Origin of the sequence: Vreelandella sedimenti (assembly GCF_013416325.1) — a bacterium.
Taxonomy (GTDB): Bacteria; Pseudomonadota; Gammaproteobacteria; order Pseudomonadales; family Halomonadaceae; genus Vreelandella; species Vreelandella sedimenti.
Genome location: NZ_JACCGK010000028.1, coordinates 25,151 through 42,875, shown reverse-complemented (window position 1 = coordinate 42,875; position 17,725 = coordinate 25,151). Strand labels below are relative to the sequence as shown.

At 53.9% G+C, this 17,725-nt stretch carries 17 protein-coding genes; 15 read left to right on the top strand and 2 right to left on the bottom strand.

Translation table 11 applies throughout. The annotated features are described in order from the left end of the window. The first annotated feature begins 492 nt into the window (after positions 1 to 492). The 15 genes from rpsT to HZU72_RS22200 all read left to right on the top strand — a co-directional run bounded on the left by rpsT (position 493) and on the right by HZU72_RS22200 (position 15,487). A complete protein-coding gene (rpsT, locus tag HZU72_RS22270) occupies positions 493 to 759 on the top strand; it encodes a 30S ribosomal protein S20 (protein ID WP_008959243.1) in 267 nt (88 codons plus the stop codon). An 84-nt stretch (positions 760 to 843) separates the two neighbouring features. Continuing rightward, positions 844 to 2,427 (top strand): murein biosynthesis integral membrane protein MurJ, encoded by a 1,584-nt coding sequence (murJ, locus tag HZU72_RS22265; protein ID WP_180096012.1) that lies wholly within the window; start codon positions 844 to 846, stop codon positions 2,425 to 2,427. Between the two features lie 66 nt (positions 2,428 to 2,493). Beyond that, entirely contained in the window at positions 2,494 to 3,606 is a 1,113-nt protein-coding gene (ribF, locus tag HZU72_RS22260) for a bifunctional riboflavin kinase/FAD synthetase (protein WP_180096010.1), read from the top strand. Further along, entirely contained in the window at positions 3,590 to 6,445 is a 2,856-nt protein-coding gene (gene ileS, locus HZU72_RS22255; RefSeq protein ID WP_235976212.1) for an isoleucine--tRNA ligase, read from the top strand. Before ribF ends, ileS begins: the two co-directional genes overlap by 17 nt. Before the next feature lie 10 nt (positions 6,446 to 6,455). After that, entirely contained in the window at positions 6,456 to 6,980 is a 525-nt protein-coding gene (gene lspA / locus HZU72_RS22250; RefSeq protein ID WP_235976211.1) for a signal peptidase II, read from the top strand. Positions 6,981 to 7,016: 36 nt separating this feature from the next. Further along, positions 7,017 to 7,463, top strand: a complete 447-nt coding sequence (fkpB, locus tag HZU72_RS22245; protein ID WP_022521982.1) for an FKBP-type peptidyl-prolyl cis-trans isomerase — start codon at positions 7,017 to 7,019, stop codon at positions 7,461 to 7,463. A gap of 11 nt (positions 7,464 to 7,474) precedes the next feature. Next, a complete protein-coding gene (gene ispH, locus HZU72_RS22240) occupies positions 7,475 to 8,479 on the top strand; it encodes a 4-hydroxy-3-methylbut-2-enyl diphosphate reductase (RefSeq protein WP_371829556.1) in 1,005 nt (334 codons plus the stop codon). A gap of 81 nt (positions 8,480 to 8,560) precedes the next feature. After that, positions 8,561 to 8,956, top strand: coding sequence for a type IV pilin protein (locus tag HZU72_RS22235; RefSeq protein ID WP_286902597.1), 396 nt, complete (start codon positions 8,561 to 8,563; stop codon positions 8,954 to 8,956). Between the two features lie 165 nt (positions 8,957 to 9,121). Next, on the top strand, positions 9,122 to 9,553 hold the full coding sequence (gene pilV, locus HZU72_RS22230) for a type IV pilus modification protein PilV (RefSeq protein WP_180096006.1): 432 nt from the start codon (positions 9,122 to 9,124) through the stop codon (positions 9,551 to 9,553). Continuing rightward, the gene (locus HZU72_RS22225) at positions 9,550 to 10,059 is read left to right on the top strand and encodes a PilW family protein (protein WP_180096004.1); all 510 of its coding nucleotides are present in this window, start codon (positions 9,550 to 9,552) and stop codon (positions 10,057 to 10,059) included. The genes pilV and HZU72_RS22225 overlap by 4 nt, the downstream gene beginning before the upstream one ends. 14 nt (positions 10,060 to 10,073) lie before the next feature. After that, entirely contained in the window at positions 10,074 to 10,661 is a 588-nt protein-coding gene (locus HZU72_RS22220; protein ID WP_180096002.1) for a hypothetical protein, read from the top strand. After that, entirely contained in the window at positions 10,661 to 11,092 is a 432-nt protein-coding gene (locus HZU72_RS22215) for a hypothetical protein (RefSeq protein WP_180096000.1), read from the top strand. The genes HZU72_RS22220 and HZU72_RS22215 overlap by 1 nt, the downstream gene beginning before the upstream one ends. Positions 11,093 to 11,241: 149 nt before the next feature. Continuing rightward, the gene (locus tag HZU72_RS22210) at positions 11,242 to 12,264 is read left to right on the top strand and encodes a tryptophan--tRNA ligase (protein WP_180095998.1); all 1,023 of its coding nucleotides are present in this window, start codon (positions 11,242 to 11,244) and stop codon (positions 12,262 to 12,264) included. A 140-nt stretch (positions 12,265 to 12,404) separates the two neighbouring features. Then, on the top strand, positions 12,405 to 13,616 hold the full coding sequence (locus HZU72_RS22205) for a YeeE/YedE family protein (protein WP_180095996.1): 1,212 nt from the start codon (positions 12,405 to 12,407) through the stop codon (positions 13,614 to 13,616). Positions 13,617 to 13,807: 191 nt separating this feature from the next. Continuing rightward, the gene (locus tag HZU72_RS22200; protein ID WP_208458191.1) at positions 13,808 to 15,487 is read left to right on the top strand and encodes an NAD-dependent malic enzyme; all 1,680 of its coding nucleotides are present in this window, start codon (positions 13,808 to 13,810) and stop codon (positions 15,485 to 15,487) included. 103 nt (positions 15,488 to 15,590) lie between these two features. Here HZU72_RS22200 and HZU72_RS22195 read toward each other — a convergent pair whose 3' ends face one another. Together HZU72_RS22195 and HZU72_RS22190 are read right to left on the bottom strand one after the other, a co-directional pair. Beyond that, complete coding sequence (locus HZU72_RS22195; protein WP_180095993.1) at positions 15,591 to 16,688, bottom strand: NAD(P)-dependent oxidoreductase; 1,098 nt, start codon at positions 16,686 to 16,688, stop codon at positions 15,591 to 15,593. After that, the gene (locus HZU72_RS22190) at positions 16,646 to 17,629 is read right to left on the bottom strand and encodes a Bug family tripartite tricarboxylate transporter substrate binding protein (RefSeq protein WP_180095991.1); all 984 of its coding nucleotides are present in this window, start codon (positions 17,627 to 17,629) and stop codon (positions 16,646 to 16,648) included. Before HZU72_RS22190 ends, HZU72_RS22195 begins: the two co-directional genes overlap by 43 nt. Positions 17,630 to 17,725: the final 96 nt, after the last annotated feature.

Below are 17,725 nucleotides of genomic sequence, written 5' to 3'. Positions count from 1 at the left end.
CTGGGGGCTAGACACCCCCGGCTACCCGATTCCATTTTTTTGGTCATCAAAATGGGCTGCTTGGTATGTTGCTTATCATTGGTACTGAATGACATTGAGCACCTCCTGAAATTGGTGCGGGCTATTCCATGTACATGGCTTCAGCCTAGTTTTATCTTTAATCTAAATCCTAGGGAATTTACGTATGCAGCATATATTTTGGCTTAATGCCACACAATTAGCAACGCAGTGCTCTTGACTTGTAGGCAGTGCTGTATCCTCATTGAACTAGCAAGCACGCCAAGTGCGTGATAGACTACGCCATCCTCTCAGACAAGTCCCGTGAGCGGGCAGCTTATTTCAACTGCCTGCTACACACTTTGGTAGGGTGATACGCCTGCCAAATCAATTGGTTGTTGCGGAAGCGTCGTGCTGTGGCAGCACAGCAGACGAACACATATTTAATTTCGTTGCCGTTTTATCGGCAACCTTTATTCTCCAAGGAGATACCCTGTGGCGAACAGCAAGCAAGCTCGCAAGCGCGCCCGCCAGGCCGAGAACCGTCGCGTCCTGAAATCCAGCCAGCGCAGCATGGTCCGCACCTACATCAAGCGTGTAGTGAAAGCGATCAGCACCGGCGACCACGCTAAGGCAATGGAAGAGTTCAAGGCAATGCAGCCGGTCGTTGACCGTATTGCAGACAAAGACGTGCTGTCCAAGAAGAAAGCAGCTCGCCTGAAGAGCCGTTTGAACAAACGTATTAAGGCACTGGCGGCGTAAGCCGGCAGGCGCCATAAAAAAACCGGCTGCGGCCGGTTTTTTTGTGTCTGGATGATTTTTCTAGATGATTTTTCTGGATAGCTTATGACAGCGAAGAAAGCACCCAACACAACTCCAGGCACCGCAGTCGCGCGTCGCGGGCTAATGCGCTCGGGTCTTGTGGTCAGTGCCATGACCATGCTGTCGAGAGTGATGGGGCTGGCGCGTGATGTGGTTATCGCTACCTTCTTAGGGGCAGGGGATGGCGCCGATGCGTTTTTCGTGGCGTTTAAAATCCCTAACTTTCTGCGCCGTCTGTTTGCCGAAGGGGCTTTCAACCAGGCTTTCGTACCCGTGCTTTCAGAGTACTCCACCCAGCGTAGCCGGGAGGAGATACGCGCGCTGCTGGATGCCACTGCCGGTAGCTTAACAGCGGTGCTGGCGCTAATTACCGCCGTGGCGATGCTCTGCGCGCCGTGGCTGATTTGGGTCTTTGCCCCCGGTTTTGGCAGTGAGCCAGACAAGCTGGCGCTGACCGCGGATATGCTGCGCTTAACGTTTCCCTATTTACTGCTGATTTCGCTCACTGCGTTTTCCGGTAGCGTACTGAATACCTGGAACCGCTTTGCGGTTCCCGCATTTACCCCGGTGCTACTTAACCTTTCACTGATTGGTGCGGCGCTGTTTTTAATGCCGCTAATGGAAGAGCCCGCCATGGCGCTCGCCTGGGGCGTGTTGATCGCCGGGGCGGCCCAGTTGGTTTTTCAGGTGCCGTTTTTGCTGCGATTGGGATTGATGCCTACTCCCTGGCCTAATTTTGCTCATGAGGGCGTGCGACGCATACTGAAACTCATGGGGCCTGCGCTGTTTGGGGTATCGGTGTCGCAAATTAACCTGCTGTTGGATACCGTTTTGGCGTCATTGCTGGCGGCGGGCAGCGTGTCGTGGCTTTACTACTCGGATCGTTTAGTGGAACTGCCGTTGGGCGTGTTTGGGGTGGCCATTGGTACCGTGATTTTACCGGCACTCTCTAAACGTCATGCTGACCAGTCCAAGGAGCACTTTGCTGCGATGCTTGATTGGGCGATCCGCATTGTATTGCTGTTAGGCTTGCCCGCGGCACTGGCCCTGGCGGTGCTGGCCGAGCCACTGTTGATCACGTTGTTCCATTATGGAGCAATGACCGACAACGACATCCAGATGGCGGCGATGAGTCTGCGTGCTTATGCCTTTGGCTTGATAGCCTTTATGCTGATCAAAGTATTGGCACCGGGATTTTTTGCTCGCCAAGACACCAAAACCCCGGTGAAGGTAGGCATTATCGCCATGGTCGCTAATATGGTGCTTAACCTGCTGCTGATTTGGCCGCTGGCGCATGCCGGATTGGCGTTAGCCACCGCGCTTTCTGCGTTCTTGAACGCGGGCCTGCTGGGTTACTTACTGCATAAGCAGGGCGTGCTGGTCTTTCAGCCGGGCTGGAAGCGCTATGCGGTGCAGTTACTAGGTGGCAGCGGGCTAATGTGCGCGGCCCTCTATTTTATTGCGCCCGATTGGCAGGCTTGGCTCGCGTTTGGCCTTTGGCAACGGATAAGCTGGGTCACCGGATTAGTCATACTGGGCGGCTCGCTGTACTTCGCGTGGCTGGCGGCACTGGGTTTGCGCGTTCGTCATTTAAAAATGCACTCATAACACTGCATCCTGGGGTGTGGGTTCGTTATAATCAGAGGCTTTATGTCCTCCAACGGCTGAGGTGCCATGCGCGTTATTCGAGGTCTGCACAACTTGAGAGCGGCTCATCGTGGCTGCGTTGCCACCATCGGTAATTTCGATGGGGTGCATCGCGGCCATCAAGCCATCCTGCAGCAGTGCCGCGAGCATGCTGCGCGCTGGAGTGTGCCGTTAACAGTGGTGGTGTTCGAGCCCCAGCCGCGTGAATTTTTTGCCGGTGATCAAGCGCCGCCGCGTTTAACCCGGTTGCGCGAGAAGGTACGGCTGCTCCGCGATTTTGGTGCGGAACAAGTGCTGGTGCTGCCGTTTAACGATGCGCTGCGTAGCCTTACCGGGCGTGAGTTTATCGATCAGGTATTGATTGATGGGCTAGGCGTTAAGCACCTGGTAGTGGGCGATGATTTCCGCTTCGGCTGCGACCGCCGCGGCGATTTTGCCCTGCTGGCGGAGGTCGGGCGCGAACAGGGGTTTGGCGTAGAGCACACGCGTACTTTTACCGTGGATGACGAGCGGGTTTCCAGTTCGCGGGTGCGCACTTTGCTTGCCAGCGGCAATTTTTCTGCCGCTGCGCGCTTGCTGGGTCGTGCCTATTCGTTACATGGCCGAGTGGTGCGCGACCAGCAGTTGGGGCGCACCATTGGTGTGCCGACTGCCAATTTGCCACTGATGCCCCAGCCATTAACGCTGCGTGGGGTTTATGCGGTGGTGGCTGAACTTGAAAATGGCGAGCGCTACCCAGCAGTGGCGAATGTGGGCTTCCGCCCTACGGTAGGTTCGGAACGGCCAACGCTGGAGGTGCACCTGCTGGATTTTAAAGGTGATCTCTACGGCCAACGCATGACGGTGTTTCCTTGCGCGCGCCTGCGGGGCGAGGTGAAGTTTGACAACCTTGAGGCACTTAAAGCGCAAATTGAACGTGACCAGACCCGTGCTCGCCACTATTTAACGGCGGCAATAGGTGGGCAGAACAGCGCTGACCAAGAGAACGCTGAACAGGAGTATTCGCTTCCGCTGGCCTCGGCCCCGCTTGGGCGTGAGGCCATGTCTTCAAGTGCAGTGTCTTCAAATGCGGTGTCTTCAAACACGATTCCTTCTGATTCTTCTTCGGCGGGTGATGCCGCCGATGCTAACAACGGCTGACCAGACCATGGATTATAAGCACACGCTGAATTTGCCTGAAACTGACTTTCCCATGCGCGGCATGCTGCCAAAGCAGGAGCCAGGGCGGGTTTCCCAATGGCAGGATATGAACATTTACCAGCGCCTGCGGGAAGCGCGTGCGGGCGCGCCGCTATTTGTGCTGCACGATGGCCCTCCCTACGCCAACGGTAGTATTCATATTGGTCACGCCGTTAATAAAATCCTTAAAGATATTATCGTTAAATCGAAGAATTTAGCCGGTTTCGATGCGCCTTATGTGCCCGGCTGGGACTGCCACGGCTTGCCCATTGAGCACAAAGTAGAAACCACTCACGGCAAGAACCTGGCGCCGGAACACGCCCGTGAGCTTTGCCGTGAATACGCTGGCGCCCAAGTTGAAACACAACTGGCCGACTTTGTTCGTTTAGGCATTATTGGCGATTGGGATCACCCATACCGCACTATGGATTTCGCCAACGAAGCGAGCGAGATTCGTGCCTTGGCCGAGATGGTCGACGCGGGTTACGTGTTTAAAGGTTTGAAGCCGGTCAACTGGTGCTTTGACTGTGGTTCGGCGCTGGCGGAAGCCGAAGTCGAGTACGCTGATAAGAAATCCGACGCCATCGACGTCGCCTTCCCGGTAGAAGATGCCGACAAGCTCGCCGCCGCCTTTGGCTTAAGCGAACTGGCCAAGCCTGCGGCAGTGGTGATCTGGACTACCACGCCGTGGACCATTCCGGCCAACCAGGCGCTTAACGTTCACCCTGAGTTCACCTATGCACTGGTCGATACTGGCGAGCGTTTGCTGTTGCTGGCGGAAGAGTTGGTGGAGAGCTGTCTAGAGCGCTTTGGCTTGCAAGGCGAGGTGATTGCTACGACCCAGGGCAAAAATCTTGACCTGATCAATTTCCGCCACCCATTCTACGATCGGCTCTCGCCCGTCTACCTGGCAGAGTACGTCGAGTCTGAAGTGGGTAGCACCGGTATCGTTCACTCCGCGCCCTCTTACGGTATGGATGACTTTATCACCTGCCGCGAGCATGGCATGGAGTTTGATGACATGCTCAACCCGGTGCAGGGAAATGGTGTTTACGTTGACGACCTGCCGTTCTTCGGCGGCCAGATGATTTGGAAGGCCAACCCGCATATCGTCGAAAAACTGCGCGAAGTGGGTGCTCTGATGGCGCATATCCCGATCAAACATAGCTACATGCACTGCTGGCGCCACAAAACGCCGGTGATCTACCGTGCTACGGCGCAGTGGTTTGTGGGTATGGATATTGAAGGCAAAGACGGCAAAACGCTGCGTGAACGTGCCCTTGAAGGTATCGAAGCGACGGCGTTTACGCCTGCCTGGGGCCAGGCGCGTCTGCACAGCATGATCGCCAACCGCCCGGATTGGTGTATCTCGCGCCAGCGTAACTGGGGCGTGCCGATCCCGTTCTTCCTGCACAAGCAAACCGGTGAGCTGCATCCGCGCACCGTTGGATTGATGGAAGAGGCGGCCAAGCGCGTTGAGCTGGAAGGCATCGATGCCTGGTTCAAACTCGACCCGGCAGAGCTGCTGGGTGCCGAAGCGGCGGATTACGATAAAGTCACCGATACCCTGGATGTCTGGTTCGACTCTGGCACCACCCACCGCCACGTACTTCGCGGCTCGCACCCCCATGGCCACGAAAGCGGCCCACGGGCGGATCTCTACCTGGAAGGCTCCGACCAGCACCGTGGCTGGTTCCACTCGTCGCTGCTCACCGGTTCTGCGATTGATGGCCATCCGCCGTATCGTCAACTGCTGACCCACGGCTTTACCGTCGATTCCCAGGGCCGCAAGCAGTCCAAATCGCTGGGCAATGTGGTGGCTCCCCAGGAAGTGATGGACAAGCTGGGCGGCGATATTCTGCGCCTGTGGGTCGCCTCCACCGATTACTCTGGTGAAATGGCCGTTTCTGACGAAATTTTGAAACGCACCTCTGATGTGTATCGGCGGATTCGTAACACCGCTCGCTTCCTGCTTTCGAACCTTAACGGGTTTGATCCAGATAAAAACCAGGTAGCGTTTGACGATATGCTGGCACTGGATCAGTGGGTGGTGGATCGTGCCCACCAATTGCAGGCGCGGATCGAAAAAGCCTACGAAGAGTACCGCTTCCTGGATGTTTACCAACAGGTGCATGGTTTCTGTGCCCGGGAACTGGGTGGCTTCTACCTGGATGTGATTAAAGACCGCCAGTACACCACGCAAACCGATTCGCTGGCGCGGCGCAGTGCACAAACCGCGCTCTATCACGTGGTGGAAGCGCTGAGTCGCTGGATCGCGCCGATTCTCTCCTTTACCGCTGAGGAGATTCACGAAAACATCCCCGGTAAGCGCGGCGACAGCGTGCTGCTGGAGACTTACTACACTAACCTTGGCAGCCTGGAAGAAAACGCTGAATTGGGTCGTGCTTTCTGGGAGCAAGTGCTGGAGGTCAAGCACTCGGTCAACAAGTGCCTGGAAGATGCCCGTAATGCCAAAGTCATTAAGGGTAGCCTGGCAGCTGAAGTCACCCTGTATGTCAGCGACGAGCTGCAGGCGACGCTGGCCAAACTGGGCGATGAACTGCGCTTTGTGATGCTAACTAGCGAAGTCACGCTTAAGCCCCTGGCTGCTGCAAGTGATGCAGAAGCGACCGAGCTGGATAGCCTGAAAGTCTCAGTCAAAGCCAGCGACAACACCAAGTGTGAGCGCTGCTGGCACCACCGCCCGGATGTCGGTACTCACGCTGATCATCCGGACCTATGTGGTCGCTGTATCAGCAACCTCCCCGAAGGCAGCGGTGAGATTCGCCGCTATGCGTAAAGATAAAAGCATGCCTGGTGCAAGCGCGCGGCCGACGATGCAGCGGCCGCTGCGCTGGCTGTGGTTAGCGGTGGCGGTGGTTGCCTTGGATCTAGCTACCAAATACGTAGCCAGCAGTCAGTTGGGCTACGCCCAGCCGGTAGAAGTGCTGCCGTTCTTTAACCTGACGCTACTGCACAACACTGGCGCGGCGTTCAGCTTTTTAGCCACACATCCTGGCTGGCAGCGCTGGTTCTTCGCGTTGATTGCTGTGGGAGCCAGCGTGGCGTTGACGGTGTGGCTTTCACGCATCAAACACGATGAAAAGTTACTGGCGATAGCGCTGCCACTGATTATTGGCGGGGCGCTGGGGAATCTCTACGACCGCCTGGTTCATGGCTATGTGGTCGACTTTTTATCGTTTCACGTCGCTGGGTGGTACTACCCGGCGTTTAACGTGGCGGATATAGCGATTACCCTGGGGGCAGTCGCTTTAATCTGGGAATCCATTATGGGCGAGCGGCGGCGCAAAAAAGCGGCCAAGACTTCCCATTAATAGAACGTAGAGAACAACTGTATATTGAGAACTGCTATGAGCGACTATCTGATCGATGAAGGCATGGAGGTGACGCTACACTTCACCTTAAAGCTGGAAGATGGCACGTTGGTGGACTCCACCAAAGACAAAGCACCGGCTACCTTCGAGTTTGGCGACGGAAATTTGCCGCCCGGTTTTGAGCATCCGATTAAAGGGTTGGCTGCGGGGCAGGAGGGTACCTTTCAGATAACCCCTGAACATGCATTCGGACAGCACAACCCGCAAAATATTCAGACCCTGAAGCGGGCAGATTTTGGCGATGAAGCCCCGGAAATTGGTATGGTAATGTCGTTTGCCGATAAAGCGGGAACGGAATTGCCAGGTGTGGTCAAAACCATTGACGGTGATCGTATCGAGGTGGATTTCAATCACCCGTTAGCAGGCCGCACGCTCACCTTTGAGGTCGAAGTGCTCGACGTCAAACCGGTGACAACGCATTAATTCACTAAGCGATGCCGCTTACGCATCAAGGCGCTACTATGCAAACGACGCAAGCACAGCCCATACAGATCAAGTTAGCCAATCCGCGTGGTTTTTGTGCCGGTGTGGATCGCGCGATCGATATCGTTAATCGCGCGCTGGATGTGTTTGGCCCGCCGATTTACGTGCGCCATGAGGTTGTGCATAACCGCTTTGTGGTCGAAACGCTGCGCGCCCGTGGGGCAGTGTTTGTTGAAGAACTGGATGAAGTGCCGGACGATGTCATCGTTATCTTCTCCGCCCACGGTGTTTCCCGTGCGGTGCAAGCCGATGCTGAGCAGCGGGGCTTGAAGGTATTCGACGCCACCTGCCCACTGGTCACTAAAGTGCACCTGGAAGTATTGCGCTACGCCAAGCGTGGTCAAGAGTGCATTCTCATCGGCCATGAAGGCCACCCGGAAGTCGAAGGCACCATGGGGCGTTATGACACCTCCCACGGCGGGCGTATCTACTTGGTAGAGGACGAAGAAGACGTCGCTAAGCTGGAGGTGAATGATCCCTCAAAGCTGGCCTTCGTGACCCAAACTACGCTGTCGATGGATGACACCGCTAAGGTGATCGACGCACTGCGCGATAAGTTTGCCGAGATTCAGGGGCCACGCAATGACGATATTTGCTACGCCACGCAGAACCGTCAGGATGCAGTACGTGAGCTAGCGGCCCAGAGCGATCTATTGCTGGTGGTGGGCAGCCCCAATAGCTCCAACTCTAACCGCTTGCGAGAGCTTTCTGAGCGCATGGGCACGCCCGCCTACTTGATTGATAACGCTGACCAGATCGACCCCAAGTGGCTTGAGAACGTAGCGCGTGTGGGCGTCACCGCTGGCGCCAGTGCCCCTGAAGTATTGGTGAAAGGTGTGATTGCCAAGCTGCAGACCATGGGGGCTGCATTACCTGAAGAGCTACAGGGCCGTGAGGAAACCATTACTTTCTCTATGCCAAAGGAGTTGCGTGAAAAGGTGATCGCCAGCAGCTAACCATAGGCCTCGCAATGCAATGCGTATTAGTTTGCGACATACTAAAACAGTATGAGCCCACTAATACAGGAGCGGAGCCGCGTGTCTTATACCTCTCATCTTTCGACTGGCCGTTCTTTACTGAATGGCCAACGCGGCTTCACCCTCATTGAATTGATGATTGTGCTGGTGATCATCGGCATCGTCGCCGCCATTGCCTACCCCAGCTATACCCGCTACGTGCAAAAATCAGTGCGAACCGACGCCCATGCGGGCCTTATGCAAGCCGCTTCGGAGCTTGAGCGCTGTTACACGCGGTCTTACAGCTATCGCGATTGCACCATCAATGCGTTCTCCCCCGAAAAAAACTATGAGATTGCTGAGAGTATTAACGGTGACGGCTACCTACTGACTGCGAGCACCGCTCAAGATGATGGCTGCGAAGAGAATATAACCTTAAGTTCGAGTGGCGAAAGGTTACCCAATGCCTGTTGGTGAGTTAAGGCGACAACGCTTTCAAAGTGTGGGCGACGGAGACATTTCCAACTGCCCTGACTCACCCTGCGAAATGACGCTAAACCCCACCCATCAAAGTGCTTCAGCTCATTCTGTAACGCTGGTGCTTAGCACATTGGGCAGCATTCGTAGGAAGGAGAGTGGGTCATGAACTCTCAGCGCGGTTTTAGCTTATTAGAAGCGCTAATCGCACTGGTGGTTCTCTCGATTGGCCTGATCGGCGTAGCCGCCATGCAGCTTAAAGCGCTGCAAAGTGCTAATGCAGGCTACCAGCGCTCGGTGGCAAGTGTTGCGGCTGTGGATGCTCAGGAGCGGCTTTGGGCTCGGCTAGCCACGCTCGAAACAGGGCAGACCTGCGAGGATATCGACACTTCTGACGTGCAGAGTGCATGGAAGGAGCATTGGTTTCAAAATAGTGATGCGACACCGCTACGGGGAGCCTCTTCTTCCCACAGCCGCATTGCAAAAGATGACAGTGGAAGTGATTGTCGCATTGACGTGACTGTGGCCTTGGGCGAGAACAATGACGATCTATTCGACTACTTCTTTCTTCTTCCCAAGGTCGAGAGCTTACCATGAGGCAGCGTCAGCAGGGCTTTACACTGGTGGAGTTGATGGTGGCGTTGGCGATCGGCACGGTCATTATCCTTGGGGCTGGCCAACTGTTTCTAACGACCTTGCAGACTTTTCAAAATGTTGACAAGGTAAGTCGTAAGCAAGAGAACCTGATTTTTATTGCCCAGAGGCTTACCAGTGAAATTCGTCAAAGCGGGCCAGGTCGCTATACGTTGCGGTGTGAACGGAATCAGAATGCCTGTAGCTGTACTGTGGCGGATCAGGAAGAGAATGGGCAGCCGCTGGTAAGTTTTCTGAAAGATGTACCGAATCATGATTCGCCAAGCCAGTGTAATGAGGACGAGCACGTGTTAGGCGAACTGGTGTCGGGTGACGCACCGCTTTACCGGGTGGAGCTACCCTTAGAGAACAATGGTGAGGCGATTGTATTTCATGTCATGGAGCGGCAGGGCATATATGCCAGCTTCTTTGATACTCCTACCCGTCAGCAGGGAAAGGCGATGCAGTGATTGCGGGAGGTGCCGTGAGCGGGGCGGATAATATCCTGGTAAGTGAATCAACGGTCAACTCAAATTTAGATCCATCGATTATCCCTTCTCCGCAATCAAGCGACTCGCATGATTACTACACAGGCTATATCAATAACATTAAAAACCTGGACGGCGTGATCGCTACCTGTGCCGAAAACGAAATCATGTCTTCATCGGGCAAGGTCTTTTATTGCGATGGAAATATAAATAAGTTAAACGTGACTGAACTTAGTGGAAAGGTGGTCGTAGTAGAGCAAGACATTTCAATGCAGCAGAATGATAACTCCTCAGTCACTGATGTCGCCATTGTCGCTGGTGGCGACATTGATTTTAATGGTAATAATACCAATGCATTGTTTCGAGGACTTATCTGGGGAGCGGGTAGTGTCAATGTAAGCATGTCTGGTGTTGAGTTTGTTGGTAGTGTTATCTCCAGTGGCTCTGTTGTATTCAATAATGTCCATAGTATTATTAATGCTGACTTGAGCGTTTGGAAGTTGCTGTCAGCATATGGTTATGAGTTTTCTATGCGTCAAGCAATAGAGGATTTGTCAGAAAATATCAATTTTGGTGACGACTGATGACTCTGCAAAATCGTCAGAAAGGCGCTGCATTGGTCATCGTCATGGCGCTGCTAGCCGGGGCACTGCTATTGGGGACTGCCGGCATGCAGTCAGCAATCATAAATGAGCATTTGGCAGGTAACTACCGGATAGTGGCGCAAGCCAATATGAATGCAGAGTCGGCTTACGCAAAAGCGGTTGAGGAGAATCTCGAAACAATAAACTGGGGTAGCGAGTCTTATGACCAAAATGATATTGAAAAGATGAATTGGGAGAGTATCAAAGGGCTTGGGCAGGTCGTAGATCAGTGTGAGGGAGAGGCCTTCCTGTGTTTTTATTTTCCTTTGCTTGTTGATGGGAAAGAGTGCTTCGTCGCGTTTGGGGCTGTATATGATGATCAGGAAGAGCCGCTTGCCTTTAGTGACCCCTATTTTCTTTTCATCGATTGAGCACTTCTTTCAGAATGATAACGGCATAATGCTCTTGTAAATCCTCATCACTCTCTTCGGATATTGTAAAACCAAATTCTGCCTGTCGCATCCCCAGGTTCATACAAGTATCATACGACAATGTACGTTCAATGATGAGCCTAAAAACCATGAGCCAGACCGCAAAAAAACGCGTCCTCACCGGTGTCACCACCACCGGCACGCCCCATTTGGGCAACTATGTGGGCGCTATCAAGCCCGCTATTGAGGCAAGCCAGGATCCAACCGTTCAGTCGTTCTACTTTCTGGCCGACTATCACGCGCTGATTAAGTGCCCAGAACCGAAGCGGGTGCAGGCGTCGCGGCTGGAAATTGCGGCTACTTGGTTGGCACTTGGGCTGGATACCGATAATGCAATTTTCTACCGCCAGTCGGATATTCCAGAGATCCCTGAACTCACCTGGATGCTCTCCTGCGTATGCGCCAAAGGCTTGATGAACCGCGCCCATGCCTATAAAGCAGCGGTGGCTGAGAACGAAGAGGCGGAAAACCAGGACCCCGATAAAGGCATTACCATGGGGCTTTTCGGCTACCCCGTGTTGATGGCGGCGGATATTCTAATGTTCAACGCCAACAAAGTGCCGGTGGGGCGTGATCAGATCCAGCATATTGAAATGGCCCGCGATATTGCCGGGCGTTTTAACCACCTCTATAAAGGTCAGCACTTTGTGCTCCCTGAGGCGGTAGTAGACGACAAGATACAGCTACTGAATGGCTTGGATGGTCGCAAGATGTCCAAAAGCTACGACAATACGATTCCGCTGTTTGCCCCAGAGAAAAAGCTGCAGAAGCTGGTACGTAAGATCAAGACCAACTCGCTGGAGCCCGGTGAGCCGAAAGATCCAGACACCTGCACGCTGTTTCAAATCTACTCCGCCTTTGCGACGTCTGAAGAGACCGCTAGCCTGCGTGAGCAGTACGTGAACGGTATTGGCTGGGGGGCGGCTAAGGATCAAGTGTTTGAGTACTTGAATGCACACTTGAGCGCGCCGCGTGAACGCTATAATGCGCTGATGGAAGATCCGGCCCATATTGAGGCTGTGTTGCAAAAAGGCGCTGAACGGGCGCGGGAAGAAGCTGCCGTAACGATGGATCGTCTACGTTCAGCGGTAGGTTTAGGGCGGTTTGTGTGATATTCCATAAAACCATAATAACCATCCAATAAAGAATTTCCCGCGCTCTACAGCTATCGTTAGGCTTATAACTATTGTCCATGTCTACCAAAAGCGCCTGTTTGTTAACAGGCGCTTTTGGTGCTGCTAAAGGTGAATGTATGTCTACAACGACGGTTACTGTGCCGCAGAGCTATCGCGTGCCGCTGATAGCCACAGCGGCGATTGTGCTGAGTGCGTTGCTTATTGGGGTTGTCTTTGACGCCAACATAGGCCTGCTGATGATTGTCGGCGGGCTGTTTGGCATGGTGCTGTATCACGCTGCGTTTGGTTTTACCTCAGCATGGCGGGTATTCATTACTGAGCGGCGCGGGTGTGGATTGCGTGCCCAGATGGTGATGCTGGCGATTGCCGTGGTGCTGTTTTTCCCTGCCTTGGGGGCGGGCTCCCTGTTTGGCAACGAGGTGTCGGGCTTTGTGGCGCCCATTGGTATTTCTGTCTTGGTAGGGGCGTTCCTGTTCGGTGTGGGCATGCAGTTGGGCGGCGGCTGTGCCTCTGGCACGCTGTTTACCGCGGGCGGTGGTAACGCACGCATGCTGATCACCCTGGTGTTCTTTATTGTCGGCTCGGTGATTGGCTCGGCGCATTTTGCTTGGTGGCAGAGCTTACCGGCCTTTCAACCGGTATCGCTGGTTAACGTCGCCGGGGTCAGTGGGGGGATCGCTATTAGCCTGGTGCTGTTTGCTGCTATTGCGGCGTTTACCTGGGTGATGGAGAAGCGTCGTCACGGTCAGTTAGAGCAGGCGCCTATGGTCGATAAGCATGGGTATGAGCGTTGGTTGACTGGACCTTGGCCGTTAGTGGCGGGCGCGGTGGCGTTGGCGCTGCTCAACTTCGCCACCTTGGCACTGGCAGGCAGACCTTGGGGAATTACCTCTGCGTTTGCACTGTGGGGTGCTAAAGGCTTTGAACTGGTGGGCGGCGATGTCAGCCAGTGGGGCTATTGGCAGTCCCCTGGCAACGCAGCGGCCCTTGAAGCCAGCGTATGGAGCGACATCACTACGGTAATGAATGTCGGCATTATGCTTGGCGCGCTGGCAGCCGCCAGCTTGGCGGGGCGCTTTGCACCTAACTTCAAAATCCCGTTGAAATCTATCTTGGCCGCGGTCATCGGCGGCATCTTGCTAGGTTATGGCGCGCGCTTAGCGTTTGGTTGCAATATTGGTGCTTACTTCAGCGGCATTGCCTCTGGCAGCCTTCACGGTTGGGTATGGCTGGTAGCGGCGTTTGCGGGCAACATGTTCGGCGTTAAGCTGCGGCCATTCTTCTTCGCTGGCGTGGAGGGGCGCAAACCCACCGCTAAAACTTGCTAGGGCATCGTTAGATCACTAGTTAATAGCGTCATCACGCCTCGGTTTAGGCTTCCTAAACCGAGGCGTTTTTTTATCAACATGGTCGCTCTCTTCCACCTTTGTCGCAGGAGCATGTTACATTACGCTCAAACGCCGCAAACGCCCGATATTGCTGCATTGCAGCAGTGATTGACATAAAAAAGAGAGTGCATATGACTACCCAGAGTAGACGCCCCCTATACCTTCCTTACGCCGGTCCTTCTTTGCTCGAAATGCCGCTATTGAACAAAGGCAGCGCGTTTACTCAGCAGGAGCGCTTGGCGTTTAACCTGATTGGTTTGCTGCCGCAGAAGGTGGAAACCATTGAGGATCAGCTAGAGCGGGTCTACCGCCAGTACCAACAATGCCATAGCGACCTCGAAAAGCACATCCACCTGCGCGCCATTCAAGACGACAACGAAACGCTCTATTTCCGTATGGTTTCCCAGCATCTTGAAGAGATGCTGCCGATTATTTACACCCCGACGGTGGGGCAGGCGTGTCAGGAATTTTCCAACATTTACCGTAACCATCGCGGCCTGTTTATTAGCTATCCTGACCGCGAACATATGGATGATATCCTGCGCAGCGCCACCAAAGATAACGTCAAAGTGATCGTAGTGACGGATGGTGAGCGCATTCTAGGCCTCGGCGACCAGGGGATCGGCGGCATGGGTATCCCGATTGGTAAACTGGCGTTGTATACCGCCTGTGGCGGCATTAGCCCCGCCTACACGCTGCCAATCATGATTGATGTGGGCACTAACAACAAAGCGCTGCTGGATGACCCCATGTACATGGGCTGGCGCCACGAGCGGGTAGGGCAGGAAGAGTACGATGCTTTCATGGCAGAATTTATCGCTGCTGTGAAGCGCCGCTGGCCTAACGTACTGCTGCAGTTTGAAGACTTTGCCCAGGCCAATGCGGTGCCGCTGCTAGAGCGCTACCGCAACGAGCTTTGCTGCTTCAATGACGATGTGCAGGGGACTGCTTCTGTGGTAGTAGGTACGCTAATGGCGGCTTGTCAGGCCCGGGAAGAGACCATTGCCCAGCAGCGTGTGGTGTTTGTGGGTGGCGGTTCGGCGGGGTGTGGAATTGCCGAGCAGGTGGTCGTAGCAATGGAAGCGGAGGGCTTGACCGAAAGCGAGGCCCGGTCGCGCATTTACATTGTTGATCGCGAAGGCTTGATGACCAGCGATCAAGAGTGGCAGCGTGACTTCCAGCGCCGTTTAGCCCACGACCCTTCGCTAGTCGCCGAGTGGAATGGCCAGGGGCTGGAAGAGACAATTGCTCAGATCAAACCAACAGTGCTGATTGGTGTCTGCGGCCAGCGCGGTATCTTCACCGAGCAGGTGGTGCGCACCATGCACGCGGGTTGTGAGCACCCGGTCATCATGCCGCTGTCTAACCCTACTTCCCAGGCAGAGGCCGTGCCAGAGGATGTTATTCGCTGGACCGACGGCCAAGCCTTGGTAGCCACCGGTAGCCCCTTTGCGCCGGTGGTTTACAACGGCCGCACTTATCCGATTGCCCAGTGCAACAATGCTTATATCTTCCCAGGCATTGGGTTGGGCGTGATTGCTGCCAGTGCCAATCGAGTCACCGACGAGATGCTGATGAGCGCCTCGCGGGCGCTGGCCCGTGAAGCGCCGCTGGTTAAAGAGGGCAAGGGGGCTTTGCTGCCGCCGCTGTCGCGTATTCGCGATATCAGCAAGTCGATTGCCTTTGAAGTAGCTGCCCAGGCGCAGCAGAACGGCGTGGCGTTAAAAACCAGTGGTACTACTCTGCGGGAGTTGATTGAAAAGGCATCCTGGTCGCCGGATTACCGCACGTATCGTCGCCGCGCTTTTTAACTTGATGCTTTTAAAGTTACGCCATGAGTGTTCGATGAAAAGGGCCGGTGATGCCGTTATTTGGCTGGTTTCTTGAAGGCTAGGCCCGACTCTACCAGAGGCACTATATGGGTGAGCGTGCCCATTGTTCGACGATCTTGGGCCATGCTTGAGCGTTGACAAGGTTTTCGGGCCGCTTGCCATTTAAAATGCGAAGAGTGTCGCTCACGGCAACGTTACTCATACGCAGCATGCTTTCGTGGGTAACCCCTGCTATATGTGGGGAAAGCACGAGGTTGGGAGCATCGCGTAGAGGAGAGTCTTCCAGGAGTGGCTGGTGTGAGAAAACATCTAGTGCGGCTCCAGATATCTGTTGGGTCTGGAGTGCTACTGCTAACGCCGTTTCATCAATGATTGCGCCACGCGCAACATTAACCAGTATTGAATTTTTGCGCATTGATCTTATAAAGCGTGCATCTACCATGCCTTGAGTGCTCGGCGTTAGCGGGCAAGCGATGACTAGAATGTCAGCTCTTGAGGCAACGTCCGTTATGCTTGAAAATTCGACCCAATTGGGCCCTTCTAGGCAGTTTCTTCGCGCTGCTAGTACTTTTGCACCAAAACCAAAATGGCCTATTCGGGCTATGGCCGCTCCAATGCTGCCAAAGCCAATAATGCCCAATGTTTTATTGGCGATTTCATGTAATTCAGGTGCTTCGGAACGTAGCTCATGCCATTTTCCGGTGCGTATAAGTTGGTTGTTTTGTGCTATGCGCCTTTGAAGTCCAAGAAGTAGTCCGAATGCGTACTCCGCTACACTTTGAGCATTTGTATTGGGAGTATTTGTTACTGCAATATTAGCGGCGCTTGCTTCTTCGAGGGGGATGAAATCTAGGCCTACTCCGTGCCTTACTAAGGCACGGAGCACTTTTGTTTCCCGTAAAATATCTGCTGGAATAGAGCGCCGCACAATGACGACATTTGCCGCTAACATTTCCTTTTCAAGTGTCCCCACTTGGGCCTCGCCAAGTAAGCGAACGTCGGCCGTTTTTTCAAGTTCCGCGCGTGCTACTGGGGCTATGGGGTCAGTAAGAAGAACAACGGGCATGATGAATCCTTGATGTTCCGAGCCCTGCCGGTAGTTCAGCAGGGCTGCGCCAGGAAGATATTTTTTTAAAGTTAGTTGGCTGTCATATCCGACTGTTCTGCGATGGGGATCCACGTCTCCATTTGCGTCTCTACATAATCCTCCGCCTCTTCAGGTGAACCTCCAATAGCTGTGATGCCTTGAGTGGCAAAAACGTCGAGTGTTTCCGGTTTGCTGAGGAATTCGTTTAAAGCTTCGTTAAGGGTCGCTATCACATCATCAGGCGTTTCGGCTGGTGCATAAACGCCCCACCATGTGGCTACGTCATAGCCTTCCACTGTATCGGATACTGGTGGGACACCAGGCATTAGTTCGCTTTCTTGTTGAAGAGTTACGCCTAGTGCTTTGAGGCTTCCTGCCTCAACCAATTCCTTAACGTTGGTGTAGTTATCGAACATGACATCGACACGGCCCGCCATTAAGTCGGTACGAGCAGGGGCGCTACCCGCATAGGGAATGTGAACCATGTCGATGTCTGCGAGCGCTTTGAACATTTCACCTGATAAATGATTAGATGAGCCGTTACCTGCAGAAGAGTAGTTTATTTCTCCTGGATTCTGTTTGGCGTATTCGACTAGCTCTTCAACCGAGTCAACTGGGAAATCCGGATAGGCAACAAGCACATTGAAGGCATCGCCAAGTATTATGGCATGGCGAAAATCCTCTTTCGTATCGTAAGGAAGAGTCTTAAATAGGCCGGGGTTAACCCCAAAAGCGAACGGTGAGATACCTAGTGTATGTCCATCTGCATCGGCTTTGGCTACATAGTCTGTGCCCACGACTGTTCCACCGCCGGGGCGATTGTCCACTACAACATCTACATCCCAACGCTCGCTGAAATCATCTGCAATCATGCGCCCCACCCGATCATTGAAGCCCCCTGGCGGGTAAGACACCAAGATTGTCATGGTTTTGCTAGGGAAATCGCTCGAGGCCTGCGTTGTGCTGACCATAAAAGTGCTGGCAATGGCTAGCATTAGGGCGGCATGCGTCATGCGTGTCACATTGACATTCATGGTGTTATCTCCTGTCTTTCATTGTTATTAGATAGAGTCGTTATTAGGTAGCGCCTGCTTTTTGCAATAGCGTAAAAAGCATCAGGCTTGAAATAA

Coding starts and splice junctions, on each gene's coding strand:
- murJ (WP_180096012.1), top strand. CDS start 844: ATGACAGCGAAGAAAGCACCCAACACAACTCCAGGCACCGCAGTCGCG.
- ribF (WP_180096010.1), top strand. CDS start 2,494: ATGCGCGTTATTCGAGGTCTGCACAACTTGAGAGCGGCTCATCGTGGC.
- ileS (WP_235976212.1), top strand. CDS start 3,590: ATGCTAACAACGGCTGACCAGACCATGGATTATAAGCACACGCTGAAT.
- lspA (WP_235976211.1), top strand. CDS start 6,456: ATGCCTGGTGCAAGCGCGCGGCCGACGATGCAGCGGCCGCTGCGCTGG.
- fkpB (WP_022521982.1), top strand. CDS start 7,017: ATGAGCGACTATCTGATCGATGAAGGCATGGAGGTGACGCTACACTTC.
- ispH (WP_371829556.1), top strand. CDS start 7,475: ATGCCGCTTACGCATCAAGGCGCTACTATGCAAACGACGCAAGCACAG.
- pilV (WP_180096006.1), top strand. CDS start 9,122: ATGAACTCTCAGCGCGGTTTTAGCTTATTAGAAGCGCTAATCGCACTG.
- HZU72_RS22225 (WP_180096004.1), top strand. CDS start 9,550: ATGAGGCAGCGTCAGCAGGGCTTTACACTGGTGGAGTTGATGGTGGCG.
- HZU72_RS22215 (WP_180096000.1), top strand. CDS start 10,661: ATGACTCTGCAAAATCGTCAGAAAGGCGCTGCATTGGTCATCGTCATG.
- HZU72_RS22210 (WP_180095998.1), top strand. CDS start 11,242: ATGAGCCAGACCGCAAAAAAACGCGTCCTCACCGGTGTCACCACCACC.
- HZU72_RS22205 (WP_180095996.1), top strand. CDS start 12,405: ATGTCTACAACGACGGTTACTGTGCCGCAGAGCTATCGCGTGCCGCTG.
- HZU72_RS22200 (WP_208458191.1), top strand. CDS start 13,808: ATGACTACCCAGAGTAGACGCCCCCTATACCTTCCTTACGCCGGTCCT.
- HZU72_RS22190 (WP_180095991.1), bottom strand. CDS start 17,629: ATGAATGTCAATGTGACACGCATGACGCATGCCGCCCTAATGCTAGCC.